The organism is Clostridium beijerinckii (assembly GCF_036699995.1).
Classification (GTDB): domain Bacteria; phylum Bacillota; class Clostridia; order Clostridiales; family Clostridiaceae; genus Clostridium; species Clostridium helianthi.
Genome location: NZ_CP144906.1, coordinates 1,510,513 through 1,525,311 on the forward strand (window position 1 = coordinate 1,510,513; position 14,799 = coordinate 1,525,311).

Genomic DNA, 14,799 nt, shown 5'->3' on the forward strand with positions numbered 1-14,799 from the left:
TAGGCAATATGAAACAATTTCTTTTTATTATTTAGGAATTACCCATGAAGGCAAAGTCTTCTCAAAGTATAATGAAAATAGTTTTGTTTTTGTAGAAATTTATAATGGGCTGAAATATAAGGGGATTGTGTTACTTGAGAGTATAACGTATATAATAGTCCACGCAAGTTGGGGATTAAAAGAATATAAAATAAATATATTTAATTAATGAAATTTGATGTTTAAGGTAATATAATATATTTATGCACCTATATGGCAGGCTTAATTTGCTTGATAATTAAAAATTGAGATTAGCTATTTGGGAATTATTATGGGTGTTGTGCAAATGAAGGTTATGTACATATGATCTATATTTAGGGGTATGGTATAAATAATAATGATTTATTTAGGGGGAATATAAGCTTTGAGATTAGTCCCGATTGAAAACGTAAAGCCAAACACAGTACTTGGAAAATCCCTGTATGATATTAATGGTAGAATTCTACTTAGAGCTGGAGTAGTTTTAAGAGAAAATACAATTGCAAAAATAAAGGAAATAAATATTTTATCAATATATATAGTCGATAAATATAGTAATGAAGAAATTGAAGATATTATTAAGCCAGAACTTAGACAAAAAGCAATTATAACGATAAAAGAAGCATTTTCTAACATAGGAAGACTTAACAATAATAATTCAGTAAGGAATAGAGAAAGTGATTACACTTGGCAAGAGCAGAGTTATTTTTATAATATTGGAAAGATGGCGATAGATTTAATTGATGATATCTTAAATCGAAGAGATGTAATGCTTGCATTAGTAGATATAAGAAGTATGAATAATTATATGTATTCTCATTCTGTAAATGTTGCAGTAATATCCCTTACTATAGGAATTGCGCTTCAATTATCAAAGAAGAAATTGGAGGCCCTATGTATAGGTGCGTTGATACATGACATTGGAAAATCACTAATACCTAGAGAGATATTTGATAAACAGGGAAGTTTAAGTGAGGAAGAAAAAGAAATATTAAAACAACATCCAAGACTTGGATATAAGTATTTATCAAGTACTTATAATGTTAATAGTTTAAGTAAGCTAATAGTACTTCAACATCATGAAAGACCAGATGGAAATGGATATCCAGATGGATTAACTAAGGATAATATTATTGAACTAAGTAATATTGTAAGTATTGCCAATGTATATGACAATTTATCAACAGACTTGCCGAATAAAAGAGCAATGTTTCCAAGTGATGTGCTAGAATATTTAATGTCGAATGCAGGAACAATGTTTGATTATAATATAGTTAATATATTTTGTAGAATAGTAATTCCATATCCAAAGGGAACTATTGTAGAATTAAGTACAGAAGAAGTTGCTGTGGTTGAAGAGACAATACCAGGATTCCCGCTCAGACCAACTGTAAGAGTAATAGAAAGTCCTAGGGTAAGTAGAATTAGTATGAAAATTGATCTTATAAAACAAATTTCAATAGTTATTACCGGGGTTAAATATGAAATTGACTAGCATAAGCATACAAAGGCAATCTTTAGAGTAAGATTGCCTTTATAACTATTCAAAAATGTCAATAAACTTAAAATTAATAACATCAAATAAACCTTTGTCTGTAATCTTTAAATCTGGTATCACTGGTAAAGATAAAAACGATAATGTTAAAAATGGATTGAAATCAATTTGTGGTGCTATGATTTTGATAGCTGAATGGAGATTTTTTAAATCAAACTCAATTTCACCATATGTTCTATTTGTCATAAGCCCACCGATTTCAAGTTTAATATGAGCAAGAATATTTTTATCTTTAACTACAATTATACCGCCGCCCATTCGTTCCAATTCCGTAGCAGCAAATAGCATATCTTTATCATTTGTTCCAGCGATTATTAAATTATGGGAGTCATGAGCAATGGTGGTTCCAATTGCACCTTCCGAAATTCCTAAACCTTTTAAGATGCCAAGTCCTAAATTGCCAGAAGCCTTATGCCGTTCAATAACTGCGATTTTTACTAAGTCATCTTTAGTTGAGGAAGTGAAAAATTCATAATCATTGTTTTTTATAGAATTAATATCCGAAATATTTAGTTTTAAGTGAATACTTTCTAATTTATTTGGAATTATTTCTATTGCATTTAATATCTTAGCATTTTTATTTGGTATATTAATTTTGAAACTATCTTCACTTAGCGGTGGAAGATTTATAGAATTATAAAAAGCACTATTATTTGCGTTTTTTACCGAATCTGTATCGAAATTAACAAGTTCATTATTGTTTACAACTAGTTTACCTTCTTTATAAACTTGAGATATTTTAAATCTTTCTAAGTCATCTAATAATATAAAATCTGCAATGTATCCAGGGGCAATTGCTCCCTTGTTATTTAGTTTGTATAAGAGAGATGGATTTAGTGTTGCCATTTGAATAGCTGTTTCTGGATTTAAGTTAGAGTTGTTTATAGTATAAATAATTGAGCTATTAATTGATCCATTAGCAGCAATATCGTCAATATGCTTATCATCAGTGCAGAAGCAAAATCTATTACTATTAGATTCATTGACTGCAGGTAATAATTCCTTCAAGTTTTTAGCAACGGTACCTTCTCTAATTAGAATATACATACCACGTCGGATTTTATCAAGAGCTTCTTCAGCATTATTACATTCGTGATCGGTTAAAATATTGGCGGCCCTATAGGTGTTTGTCATCATAGATGTGAAGCCAGCCCCATGACCATCAATAACTTTATTATTAATAATTGAATCGTATATCTTATCAATTATCTTATCATCACATTCTGAGACTGAAGGATAATCCATAACTTCAGCTAAACCTAAAACTTTATCATTTTTATAAAAATCTTTTAAATCCTTAGAGAGCAAAGTTGCACCAGAGCTTTCGAAGCTGGTACCAGGAACACAGGATGGAAGCATAAAGTATATATCAAATGGGATGTTTTGTGAAGAATTAAGCATGAAATTTATACCATCAGTTCCCATAACATTTGAGATTTCATGAGGATCTGCAACAACAGATGTGATTCCGTTTAATAACGCCAGTTTGCTGTATTCAGTAGGTGTGACTAAACTAGATTCTATATGGCAATGGGAATCAATAAGTCCAGGACAAATATATTTGTTAGTTCCATCTACAATTTCATACCCATCATAGTCACCAATACCAACAATATATCCATCTTTAATACCAATAGTATCTACGAATCTATTCTTATTAAAAACATCAATTATGGTAACATTTTTAATTACGAGATCACATTTTATACTTCCATTAGAAGCCTTAATATGATTTATTAATGTATCTTTATTCAAATCGAATTCCTCCTTATTACGCATTTTTATTAGTTATATTCACTGTATCTAAAAAATATATTGCCTTATTATAATTGAAATTTGTGAATATTGTCAAAAGTAAAAATGTTTACAAATAAAATATATATATTATTTATTCGTGATAACGTTTAGGTAAAGGGCTTTTGTACATAATATGGAGATAAGAAAGTTAGGTGCATATTATAAATTTAGATTATAATATGCACCAACTTTTAATTATATGATTAACTATTTGACTAAATAAATTCTATACATGTTGGAGTTGGGATGTTTTCAGATTTTATAAAAGTTAATTCTCCTGTTATTGAATTAATAGAAAATATAGATATATTATCGGAATTTTCATTAGCACAAAGTAGGAATTTACCAGATGGATCCAATTGGAAATCTCTAGGAGAATCACCATTACAAGAAATAGTGTTTATATACTTAAGCTTTCCATTATCTGAATTTATATGGAATAAACTTAAAGAATTATTTCCTCTATCTGAGGTATAGAGAAATTTATTATTCTTGTGTATACGAATTGCGGAACCAGATTTTGTCCCGTTGTAGTCCTTTGGTAATGAACTTAAAGTTTGAATATTTTCAAAAGCAATATTTGATTTTACTTTATAATCAAAAACAAATATTTCAGAAGTTAATTCACTTAAAACGTAGTAATAGTGTTTTCCATTAGCATAAGTAATATGTCTTGGTCCTGTGCCGGCAGGGAATGTATAGCTTAAACTTTCATTCTGATATAGTTTCCCATCTTTTATTGAAGAAACTATCATTTTATCAATCCCTAAATCAATAGATAAAATATATTTCTCATCATTAGTAAACATTGAGCAGTGAATATGAGGTTTTTCCTGCCTTAATTGATTTACACTAGACCCACTATGACTTCCAAGCATAGGAGAATTTAAAATCAAGCCATCTAAAGTTTTGTAGACAAACATCTTGTTTTCATGATAGTTTGAAGAAATTAAAATCTCATGACTGTTATTTAGACTTACATGACAAGGTGGTTTTTCTTCTGAAAGATTAGAGTTTATTAAGTGTAGTTTATTATCTTCTTTCCAATATTTAAATGAAGATACCCCAGCTTTTTCCTTGACTTTACATGTTGAGTAAAGAATGTGTCGTTCTCTATCTAGAGTTAAATATGTTGGATTCTCTATATTGTAAGCTAAATTGATATTTTCAATATTACCTGAAATTGTATCAAAATTAATTCTATAGATTCCTTTGCTTTCATTTTTGGTATAAGTTCCAATAAATCCAACTGAAATATTTTCTTTTAGTACCATTATATATGCCCCCTTTTATTGTATATCTATTAGTATAGCATAAATAGAAGTAAAAGATATTTATGAAATTTTGCAGAGATCTATTGATTTTAATCATTTAATTATAGTAGTGGAAAAAATAAAAAAAATTAATAATTGTGTATAATTATTAATGTCAAAATACAATTAAATAATAGTAAGTTTTTGTAAATAGTTAATTATAAACATTTATAAACTGTAAATGAAGTAATTCTATGATTTATTAACAGTGATTACCATAAAATTAGTTTTATGCAAGTAAGTAGCAAAAAAATTCTTTATCATAATTTTGAAAATATTTCAAGAATTTTAGCCGTAATTTTGAATTGTGAAATGTGCATTGTGAATTTAAACCTATATAAATTTGTTTAAAGAATTTATGTTATACATTCATAGTTTAACTTGTGAAAGTGATAGCAACATAAATATATTATTTAAGTTTACATAATTTTAGTATTATATTTATTTTTATAATGTTGATAAGAAGTGGAATTTTGATATAATAATATTTATATACAAAAATAATCAAATAACAATTTAAAATAAGCAATAATCAAATTGGGGGGAAACAAAGATGCCAATAAAAATTCCTATAGAATTACCTGCATTTCAGGTTTTATCTGATGAAAACATATTCGTAATGAATAATGAAAGGGCTAATACTCAAGATATCAGACCGCTAAAAATAGCAATTCTTAATTTAATGCCCAAAAAAATAGTAACAGAAAATCAATTATTAAGATATTTATCTAACACGCCACTACAAGTAGAGGTAAGTCTAATACAAACTAAGAGCTATACTTCACACAATACACCGTCGGAGCATCTAAATAAATTTTATAGCTATTTTGATGATATAAAGCAAGAAAAATTTGATGGACTTATAATAACTGGAGCTCCAGTTGAACAAATGGCTTTTGAAGAGGTTACATACTGGAAAGAACTTACTGAAATAATGGAATGGAGTAAGACTCATGTATTTTCAACATTCTATATTTGTTGGGGGGCACAGGCAGGTCTATATTATCACTATAATATACCTAAATATGACTTAGATGAAAAAATGTTTGGTGTGTTCTCACATTGGGTTAATGATGAGAAAGCTGATTTGACAAGAGGATTAGATGATGTATTTTATGCACCTCACTCTAGACATACTGAAGTCAAGCGTGAAGATATAGAGAAAGTTTCAAATCTTGAAATTTTATCCGAATCGGAGGAAGCTGGAGTATTTATAGTTGCAACAAAAGATAGGAGAAATGTGTTTGTAACTGGACATATGGAATATGATAGAAATACATTGATGGATGAGTATATAAGAGATAAAGAAAAAGGCGATGAAATAGCTTTACCTAAAAATTATTTTAAAAATGATGACATAAATCAAAAACCGTTGTACACATGGAGAGGTCCTGCTAGCATAGTTTTTGGAAACTGGCTAAATTATTGCGTATACCAAAATACACCTTTTGATCTTAATGCTCTTTAGAAATTTTATAGATAAATATAAGTGCTTTTTAAGCACTTATTATTTTGTTTTTAAATTTTGTGAATCGTATATAAGGAGATATTGATGAAGGAAAAGAATTTTCATTTAATATTATTAATAAGTATATCTGCAATTTTAGTTGTATCGGGAATAAATCCTCATGATAGATTTACATGGGTATTAGAGGTTCTTCCGGCAGTGATAGGAGTTATGGTCTTAATAACTACTTATAATAAATTCGTATTTACTAACTTAACTTATACTCTTATTTGGTTTCATGCAGTTATATTAATAGTGGGTGGCCGTTATACATATGCAGAAATGCCTTTATTTAATTGGCTAAGAGATACTTTTGACTTGAGCAGAAACTACTATGATAGGCTTGGGCATTTTGCACAAGGATTTATACCAGCAATAATTATTAGAGAAATTTTCATAAGAAACAAAATTGCTAAAAATATAGCATGGACAAATTTTATTACAATATCAATTTGCCTTGCTATTAGTGCTTCCTATGAAATAATAGAATTTATTGTCGCATTAATTACTGGCGAAAGTGCAACTGCCTTTTTAGGAACTCAAGGAGATATTTGGGACACTCAGTGGGATATGATTTTTGCGCTTTTAGGTTCAATAGTTTCAGTGTTAACGCTGGGAAAATATCATGAGAATTTACTAAAGAAAAAGCAATAATATTTTCTTTAACAAAATTTGAATATTAATATGTCATTATTAATAATTTAAATATAGTACAGTTAGGAAAATTTGCATAAGAAGTATGAATGGGACTCCAATTGTAAACTTCTTATGCTTTGTTTTATGCCTAAAACTAGACATTCCAATAAGCATACCAATAGAGCCACCCAAAATAGAAATACCTATGAGATTTTTTTCAGGTATTTTCCATTCTTTATGAATAGCTCTTTGTTTATCTATAAGCATAATAAGAAAGCCTAGAAGGTTGATAATCAATAAATATGTAAATAGGATTTTTAACATAAATTTCACTCCAATATAATATTAAATATAAATTTGATATTAATGATAACATAATTCATACTGGAGCACAAAATATAGGAATATAGAATGAAAAAGTTGGATCTACTAAAGTCTATTAGTATTGCTTATTTTGAATATATGGCATTAGCCGCCTAAAGTTACATCTTGCTCATTGTACCACGATAAAGCATCATAAAAGTCTTCTTTCTTAAAATCAGGCCAGTAATTATCTAAAACATAAAAATCTGAGTAAACTGATTGAACTGGCAATAAGCCGCTTAATCTTCTTCGCCCACCCCATCTAAGTATAAGATCTATTCTAGAAATATCTTTTGATTGTAAATATGGTTGAATATGCTTTTTTGAAATATCTGCACTTTTTAGTAAATTTAAATCCCATTCCCAACCATAATTGATTAGAAAGTTTGCCTTTATTCCGCCTAAACCAAATTTTTTTCTTTTAGTGAATGGTAATAGTTCCTTTGGAAAGCAGCTAGACTCAGTATTACCTAAGACTAATATTTCGCAATCTTCTTTCGTCAAAAGCATAACAGAATCAATGCAAGCTTTAGTAAACGCTACTTTTTGCTCGCTGGGACGTTTGGTATTATCAATTGTGAATCCATAAAAGGTTACTTCCTGAATATTTTCTTTTTGGCATAATTTAAAGACCTCAAGTCCTGGATTTATTCCGTGATCATATCCCTTATCTTTGCTTAATGAGTTAGATAAAGCCCAACGTCTATTTCCATCAGGAATGATGCCTATGTGTTTCGGGATTCGCATAATTTTTTCACCTCTCAAATTTGATATTGCTTTTAAGAGTATAACCAAATTAATCCAAAAAAATACACACCTTTAAAAAAAGCGCGAAGCGCAATTAAGAACTTAGTATGAAAAAAGCGCGAAGCACAAATTCGGAACTTGCTAAGCGCAACCAAAATCTTAGATGAAAAAGCACGTGCCTATAAAAAAGCGCGAAGCACAATTCGGAACATATTAAGCGCAGCCAGGAAATCAGGTGAGAAAGTACTCATTTATGAAAAAATGGAAAAGCATAATTATTAACATAGGTTGGATATAAACTTAAAAAATAAAAACCCTAAGCATAAGTTTAGGGGATCCCATGCTTAGGGTGAGTCATTATAATATATAAACGACTTCTATTAATTAATAAGGGGTAAATAATTAACTACTTTACGATATTAGTATAATCCTGAAATGTGTCAAAAATATGTCAGAAATAAAAAATATATTTAATTTATGCAATAATATTTATAAAGGGTTGCATCTCTATAAAGGATAAGTTATTAAGTTATGTGAGTTGAGTATAAATATTTAATAATTAATTATAAATTAAATGTTTTTTGAGTTAAAATAGTATATACTAAAATATTAGCAGAACAAGATGTTTATCTAAGTTTAAAATTTTTTTAGAACAATGTTATGTTAATATATCCTAAGGAATATACTTTGATTAGAATTTTATTTGATAAAGAGTAAGAAAAATATTTTTCATTTCTATATTAATCAGAGTTAATCTATAATTCCTATAAGAATTGCTTGGAAAAAACAATCTCTATCTGATAAACTTAAGTGAGAGTCCAAATGTATCATTTGGCAACTCGAACTTACTCAGCGAACGAATGTGAGTCAAGTTTTAGCTAATAAGTCCAAAAGTGAGGATCCAAATTTTATATTTGGTTACTGCAGTTTCTCCTTGTGAGAATGTAGCGTTTGGAAACAAATAGAAAATGTAAATAAAAAAGTATGTGAGGTGTAAATACGTGATAGGCTTAATAGGCATAAGAAAAAATACTCCATTGGAAATTAGAGAAAAATTTATAGTTAAGTCTAAAAAATATAACGAGTATTTTAGAGAATTATTAAAGGAGCTAAATGAAGTAGTTATTTTAGCTACATGTAATAGAACAGAAATTTATTTTAATGCTTCTTTAAATGAAGAAGAATTATTAAAAAAGATTTTTGATATTTTTAATTGGGACTATGAATATAAAAAATATGTTTTTATAACTAATGGTAAGGATGCTTATAGGCATTTATTTGAAGTTTGCTCTGGATTTCATTCGAAAATATTAGGAGAAGATCAAATTTTAGGGCAAGTTAAAGACGCTTATGAAGAAGCTTTAGAATTTAAAGCTGTTTCATTGGAATTACATAGATTATTTCAGGAAGCTATTACTTGTGGAAAGCGATTCAGAAAAGAAGCTAAGTTATTTGAAATTCCAGTATCATCTTCTTCGATAGTGGTTAGCGAAGCTATTAATCGAGAATGTACTAAATTTATGGTTTTAGGTTATGGCGAAGTTGGACAGCTTGTAATGAAATATTTGCTTTCACATAAAATCCAAACTGTCTACTTGGTTGTTAGAAATCCTAAGATAAAAGATGAAATACAGGATGAACGAGTAAAAGTAATTACTTTTGAAGAAAAGAATAAATATATTAATAGTATAGAATGTATAATAAGCTGTACTTCAGCACCACATCCAGTTGTAAAAACAGAAGATATTAGTGAAAGTGGAAATAGATTACTAATATATGATTTATCGGTTCCAAGAGATGTGGAAAAAGAGGTAGCGTTATTATCTAGGACTGAAGTTTATAATATTGATACAATAAGCCGTATAGATGATGCAAATAAAAAATTAAGAAAAGATAAGATGGAAGATAATAGACATATAATGAATAAATACCTAAAGGAATATGATGAATGGTTAAAATTAAGAAGTATTTCTCATGTAATCAAAAACTTAAAAACTGTTGGAAATGATGTTTACGAGAAAAGAGTTCAAACTTTTTCACATAAAAGCAAAGATAAAAATGATATTGCTTTAGCACATAAATTAATTAAAAGTACATCTGATTTTTACATAAATAGAGCAATTGAAGTAATTAAAAAAGAGACTCTAAAAGGATGTGGTGAAGAATGGATAGAGATAATAGAGAAGATATTTATGACGAAGGAATAGAGTATTCTTATATCTCATTAATTTCTAAAAAACTGAGAGTTGGAATAGTTGGCGGAGGTAAAGCAGGCACAATAAAAGCAAGACATTTTGTAAAAAATAAATGCTGTGTTGAGGTAATCTCTAAAACTTTTGATGGAGAATTAATAGAACTTTCTGAAGCATTTCCAGAAATACTTACGCTTATAGATGAAGATTTAAGCTATGAATTTTTAAGGGATAAGCATCTTATAATTATTGCATTAGATGATGAAAATTTAAAAAACATAGTAAAGAAATATTGTGAAGAGAACTATAAGATATATATAGATTCATCTGATTTTATAAGTGGAATGGGAGTTGTTCCGATTCAAAGAAGTACAGAAAATGCAGTATTTGCTTTAAATACCAAGTATGGAAATCCAAAAGGAGCAGTTTTACTTTCTAACAAAGTAGAAAATACTATAAAAGAATATGATGAATTTATTAGATATATAGGATTGATACGAAATAAAGCAAAGTCATTTCCAGAGCTTAAAATACAGATAACTTCGTTTATTGGAAATGATGAATTTAAAAAATCTTTTGATAAGGGTGAAGCTGAAAAAGCATTAAGAAGCAGATTTTCGAAGGAAATTGTAGATTATTTAATCAATTTTTAAATGGATTTGTAGATAAATGAATTTTGGAGGTAGAATTAAATTAATGAATAAATTAACTATAGCAACAAGAAAAAGTAAATTGGCACAGACACAAACAGAAATAATAATGAGAAGTTTAAAGGATAAATTTAATATAGATAGTGAAAAAATGCTTATTGTTACTGAAGGGGATAGAAAATTAGATGTTTCTTTAGCAAAGATAGGCGGAAAGGGATTATTCGTAAAAGATATAGAAATTGCACTTTTAGAAAAAAGAGCTGATGGCGCAGTTCATAGTATGAAGGATGTACCTTATGAATTGAGTCATGAATTTGAAATAGCGGCTATAACAGAAAGAGAAGATATAAGGGATGTATTAATTTCTAAAGATAATATACCATTTAAAGAGCTTAGAAAAGGTGCAATCATTGGAACTAGCAGTATAAGAAGAGCTTGTCAGTTAAAGCTTATGAGAAATGATTTGGAGATAGTTCCAATTAGAGGAAATGTTCAAACTAGATTAGAGAAAATGAAAAATCAGAATTTAGATGGAATCATACTAGCTTCCGCAGGATTAAAAAGATTAAATGAAGAAGATATAATCACTGAGTATTTTGATCCTAAAGTATTTATACCAGCAGTGGCTCAAGGAGCTTTGGGAATAGAGTGTTTAAAAACTAGCAGTGCTAAAAAATATTTTGAAAAAATGGAAGATTCAAATGCTAAGCTAACAGTTGAAGCTGAACGAAGCTTTATGAGAATGCTAAATGGTGATTGTCACAGCCTTATTGGAGCTTATTCTGAAATTCAAGGTAATGATTTATATATGATTGGTATATATGATATAGGCGGAAGAATAGTTAAAAAAGATATTTTAGGAGATAAAAACGATCATATTGAATTAGGAAGAAAATTAGCAAATAAGATATTAGAGCTATAGGAGAGATGGAATATGAGTAAAGTATATATAATAGGTACAGGTCCAGGAGATGAAGAGTTATTAACATTAAAGGCTGTCAAGGTATTAAAAAGATGCACAGCTGTCCTTTATGATAGGTTAGTTTCAAATAATGTGTTAAATTATCTGGAGCCAAATTGTGAAATTTATTATTGTGGAAAGGAACCAGGAGCTCATTCAAAAACTCAGGAAGAGATTAATGAGCTTTTAGTTAAGCTTGCAAAAGAAGGGCATACAGTTGGAAGAATTAAAGGTGGAGATCCTTATGTTTTTGGAAGAGGCGGAGAAGAGGTATTGGCTTTAGTTGATGAAAATATAGAATTTGAGGTAATACCAGGGGTGACATCTCCTATTGCAGTCTTAAATTATGCGGGAATCCCAATAACTCACAGAAAGATAGCACAAAGTTTTCATGTTATAACAGGAAAATCTGCGCAAGATTTAAATGTGAATTTTAAGGCATTAGCTAAAGAAGAAGGCACATTAGTATTTATGATGGGATTAAGCAATTTAGATAATATAGTTGAGGAGCTTATTAATAATGGAAAAGAACCAACTTTTCCATGTGCAGTAGTGATGAGAGGAACTTCAGCTAAGCAAAAAAAGGTAGTAGGAACTCTTGAGAATATTTCACAAAAAGTAAAAGATGCTAAATTACAATCTCCATGTATAATTGTAGTTGGTGAAGTTGTAAATTTAAATAAAGATTTGAACTGGTATGAAAATAAACCTTTGTTTGGAAAGAATATATGTATTACAAGATCAAGGAGACAATCTGAGAAATTAAAAAATAAATTAGTTGACTTAGGAGCGGAAGTTACAAGTTTTAATTCTATTAAGATAGAAAGCAGTGCGGAAAACTTAAATGATTATATAGATAAGATAGAAAATTATGATCATATAGTATTTACTTCAGTTAACAGTGTAGAAATATTTTTTGATTATCTTATTGAAAAAGATTATGATATAAGAAGAATTAAGGCTAAAATATCTGCAATAGGAGTTGCTACTGCAAATTCTTTAAAACAAAGAGGAATTATCTGTTTTGCAAAGGCCAGAGAATTTGTTGGCGAAGGTCTAGTAAGCATATTAAAACCTCATTTGAAAGCTGATCAAACTCTACTTTTGCCGTGTTCTGCAAAAAGTAGGAAATATATCTATGAAGAACTAACAAATTGTGGTGCAAGTGTAGATAAAGTATATATATATGATACGGTTTGTGGATCAGTAGTTAATAAGAGATCTTTTGATGAAGTTGACATAGTATTCTTCACAAGTCCGTCAACAGTTGAAAACATGATTGATATGTTAGGTATTGAGGAAATTAAGAAAAAGCAGGTTATAGCTATAGGACCAAAGACTAATGAACCTTTAGAAAAGTATGGAATAAAAGCATACGTATGTAAAGAACACTCAGAGGAAGGATTTCTGAAAGAGATAGAAAATTTATGTAAAAATAATTAGGGAGATGGGAATTTGGTTATTTCGGTTTCTATTATGATAATTTTTATTATTATAGGATTCCTGCTAATGAATAATAAATGTTTATGGCTCATTTCTGGATATAATACGATGACAAAAGAAGAAAAGGAAAAGTACGATAAAAAAGCCTTATGTAAATTCATGTCTTATTTAATGTTTGCAATTGCAGCATGCCAAGGTTTTATAGCGTTGGGCGGTTACTTAAGAAAAAGCTGGATATGGATATTGGCGAGTACCATAATGATTGTAATATGCATCGGTGCTGTGATTTATTGCAATAGAGGAAATAGATTTTTAAAATGATTAATATATAAATTTAGATAGTAAATAAAATGAGTGACATCTTTGAAGATGGCTAAAATAATGGAGGAGTTTGTTATGATTAAAAGAGGTAGAAGACTTAGAGTTAATGCTGCCATTAGAGATATGGTAAGAGAAACAAGTTTAGATTCAAAGGATTTTATTTATCCAATTTTTGTTGTTGAGGGAGACAATATAAAAAATGAAATTTCATCACTTCCAGGCGTTTATCATTATTCAGTTGATAGACTGTATGAAGTAGTTGAAGAAGTTAGAGAAGCTAATATTTCTGGAGTATTACTTTTTGGAATTCCAGACCATAAAGATGAGTGTGGTTCTGAAAGTTATAATGATAATGGAATTGTTCAACAAGCAATAAGGGAAATAAAAAAGCTTGATAAAGAATTGCTTATTATTACTGATGTTTGTATGTGTGAATATACTTCACATGGACACTGCGGAATAATACATGATGAATATGTAGATAATGATGAAACATTAGAATATTTAAGTAAAATAGCAGTATCACATGCGAAGGCAGGTGCAGATATTATAGCTCCTTCAGATATGATGGACGGAAGAATTGGATCATTAAGAAGTGCATTAGATGAGAATAACTTTAAGAATGTTAGCATAATGAGTTATTCTGCTAAATATTGCTCAGCTTTTTATGGACCATTCAGAGATGCTGCAAATTCAGCGCCACAATTTGGAGATAGAAAGACATATCAAATGGATCCAGGAAATAGAATGGAAGCTATTCGTGAAACGCAAATGGATGTAGAAGAAGGGGCAGATTTCATTATGGTTAAGCCAGCACTTTCTTACTTAGACATAATAAGAGATTGTAAAGAAAACTTCAATCTTCCTCTCGTAGCTTATAATGTAAGTGGTGAGTATGCTATGATAAAAGCAGCTGGAAAGCTTGGCGTTATTGATGAAGAAAGAGTAATGATGGAAACTTTAACATCGATTAAGAGAGCTGGAGCAGATATAATTATCACTTATCATGCATTAGAGGCAGCAAAAGTTCTAAAAAGATAAGAGAGTGTAGTATAGGTATTAATTAAAAAATTTATATATATTGCAAAAATAATCATTCACCATAATTCTAAAAATATTACAAGAATTTTAGTCGTAATTATTAATTATAAATTGTGCATTGCAACATAAATATATAAATCTTTTACAATTTAAATATTTAAATATTTAAATATTTAAATATGTAAATATGAAACAATAAAAATATAAACATATATAAATATTTATAGATTTTATGCGGTCTAAGGAGGAGTTAAA

At 28.9% G+C, this 14,799-nt stretch carries 13 protein-coding genes; 9 read left to right on the forward strand and 4 right to left on the reverse strand.

What is annotated here, in order from left to right; translation table 11 throughout:
* Positions 1 to 403: 403 nt before the first annotated feature.
* Positions 404 to 1,513: an HD-GYP domain-containing protein gene (locus tag PZA12_RS07045; RefSeq protein ID WP_103697660.1), complete on the forward strand. Its 1,110-nt coding sequence runs from the start codon at positions 404 to 406 to the stop codon at positions 1,511 to 1,513.
* A 45-nt stretch (positions 1,514 to 1,558) separates the two neighbouring features.
* Here PZA12_RS07045 and ade read toward each other — a convergent pair whose 3' ends face one another.
* The gene (gene ade / locus PZA12_RS07050; protein WP_078114915.1) at positions 1,559 to 3,328 is read right to left on the reverse strand and encodes an adenine deaminase; all 1,770 of its coding nucleotides are present in this window, start codon (positions 3,326 to 3,328) and stop codon (positions 1,559 to 1,561) included.
* Positions 3,329 to 3,585: 257 nt separating this feature from the next.
* Positions 3,586 to 4,644 carry a lactonase family protein gene (locus PZA12_RS07055; protein ID WP_078114916.1) on the reverse strand — a complete coding sequence of 353 codons (1,059 nt, stop codon included), beginning with the start codon at positions 4,642 to 4,644 and terminating at the stop codon, positions 3,586 to 3,588.
* A gap of 592 nt (positions 4,645 to 5,236) precedes the next feature.
* On the opposite strand from PZA12_RS07055, the gene metA reads away from it, so the two are divergent.
* A complete protein-coding gene (metA, locus tag PZA12_RS07060; protein ID WP_103697661.1) occupies positions 5,237 to 6,151 on the forward strand; it encodes a homoserine O-acetyltransferase MetA in 915 nt (304 codons plus the stop codon).
* A gap of 84 nt (positions 6,152 to 6,235) precedes the next feature.
* Positions 6,236 to 6,844, forward strand: a complete 609-nt coding sequence (locus tag PZA12_RS07065) for a DUF2238 domain-containing protein (RefSeq protein ID WP_103697662.1) — start codon at positions 6,236 to 6,238, stop codon at positions 6,842 to 6,844.
* A gap of 39 nt (positions 6,845 to 6,883) precedes the next feature.
* Here PZA12_RS07065 and PZA12_RS07070 read toward each other — a convergent pair whose 3' ends face one another.
* Together PZA12_RS07070 and PZA12_RS07075 are read right to left on the reverse strand one after the other, a co-directional pair.
* Positions 6,884 to 7,150 carry a DUF1294 domain-containing protein gene (locus tag PZA12_RS07070; RefSeq protein ID WP_103697663.1) on the reverse strand — a complete coding sequence of 89 codons (267 nt, stop codon included), beginning with the start codon at positions 7,148 to 7,150 and terminating at the stop codon, positions 6,884 to 6,886.
* Positions 7,151 to 7,294: 144 nt separating this feature from the next.
* The gene (locus PZA12_RS07075) at positions 7,295 to 7,936 is read right to left on the reverse strand and encodes an undecaprenyl diphosphate synthase family protein (protein ID WP_103697664.1); all 642 of its coding nucleotides are present in this window, start codon (positions 7,934 to 7,936) and stop codon (positions 7,295 to 7,297) included.
* A gap of 1,001 nt (positions 7,937 to 8,937) precedes the next feature.
* Here PZA12_RS07075 and hemA point away from each other — a divergent pair.
* From hemA to hemB, 6 genes are all read left to right on the forward strand, one after another.
* Positions 8,938 to 10,143, forward strand: a complete 1,206-nt coding sequence (hemA, locus tag PZA12_RS07080) for a glutamyl-tRNA reductase (protein ID WP_103697665.1) — start codon at positions 8,938 to 8,940, stop codon at positions 10,141 to 10,143.
* Entirely contained in the window at positions 10,101 to 10,781 is a 681-nt protein-coding gene (locus tag PZA12_RS07085; RefSeq protein WP_103697666.1) for an NAD(P)-dependent oxidoreductase, read from the forward strand. Before hemA ends, PZA12_RS07085 begins: the two co-directional genes overlap by 43 nt.
* A gap of 43 nt (positions 10,782 to 10,824) precedes the next feature.
* Positions 10,825 to 11,700, forward strand: a complete 876-nt coding sequence (hemC, locus tag PZA12_RS07090) for a hydroxymethylbilane synthase (protein WP_103697667.1) — start codon at positions 10,825 to 10,827, stop codon at positions 11,698 to 11,700.
* A gap of 12 nt (positions 11,701 to 11,712) precedes the next feature.
* Positions 11,713 to 13,182 carry a uroporphyrinogen-III C-methyltransferase gene (cobA, locus tag PZA12_RS07095; protein WP_103697668.1) on the forward strand — a complete coding sequence of 490 codons (1,470 nt, stop codon included), beginning with the start codon at positions 11,713 to 11,715 and terminating at the stop codon, positions 13,180 to 13,182.
* 66 nt (positions 13,183 to 13,248) lie between these two features.
* The gene (locus PZA12_RS07100) at positions 13,249 to 13,503 is read left to right on the forward strand and encodes a DUF3784 domain-containing protein (protein WP_161222725.1); all 255 of its coding nucleotides are present in this window, start codon (positions 13,249 to 13,251) and stop codon (positions 13,501 to 13,503) included.
* Positions 13,504 to 13,578: 75 nt separating this feature from the next.
* Positions 13,579 to 14,544 carry a porphobilinogen synthase gene (hemB, locus tag PZA12_RS07105; RefSeq protein WP_078114925.1) on the forward strand — a complete coding sequence of 322 codons (966 nt, stop codon included), beginning with the start codon at positions 13,579 to 13,581 and terminating at the stop codon, positions 14,542 to 14,544.
* The last annotated feature ends 255 nt before the right edge of the window (positions 14,545 to 14,799 follow it).

What these genes read in the sequence shown, in the direction of transcription:
- PZA12_RS07055 (WP_078114916.1), bottom strand. Translation starts at nt 4,644, where the DNA reads ATGGTACTAAAAGAAAATATTTCAGTTGGATTTATTGGAACTTATACC.
- metA (WP_103697661.1), top strand. Translation starts at nt 5,237, where the DNA reads ATGCCAATAAAAATTCCTATAGAATTACCTGCATTTCAGGTTTTATCT.
- PZA12_RS07065 (WP_103697662.1), top strand. Translation starts at nt 6,236, where the DNA reads ATGAAGGAAAAGAATTTTCATTTAATATTATTAATAAGTATATCTGCA.
- PZA12_RS07070 (WP_103697663.1), bottom strand. Translation starts at nt 7,150, where the DNA reads ATGTTAAAAATCCTATTTACATATTTATTGATTATCAACCTTCTAGGC.
- PZA12_RS07075 (WP_103697664.1), bottom strand. Translation starts at nt 7,936, where the DNA reads ATGCGAATCCCGAAACACATAGGCATCATTCCTGATGGAAATAGACGT.
- PZA12_RS07085 (WP_103697666.1), top strand. Translation starts at nt 10,101, where the DNA reads ATGGATAGAGATAATAGAGAAGATATTTATGACGAAGGAATAGAGTAT.
- hemC (WP_103697667.1), top strand. Translation starts at nt 10,825, where the DNA reads ATGAATAAATTAACTATAGCAACAAGAAAAAGTAAATTGGCACAGACA.
- cobA (WP_103697668.1), top strand. Translation starts at nt 11,713, where the DNA reads ATGAGTAAAGTATATATAATAGGTACAGGTCCAGGAGATGAAGAGTTA.
- PZA12_RS07100 (WP_161222725.1), top strand. Translation starts at nt 13,249, where the DNA reads ATGAATAATAAATGTTTATGGCTCATTTCTGGATATAATACGATGACA.
- hemB (WP_078114925.1), top strand. Translation starts at nt 13,579, where the DNA reads ATGATTAAAAGAGGTAGAAGACTTAGAGTTAATGCTGCCATTAGAGAT.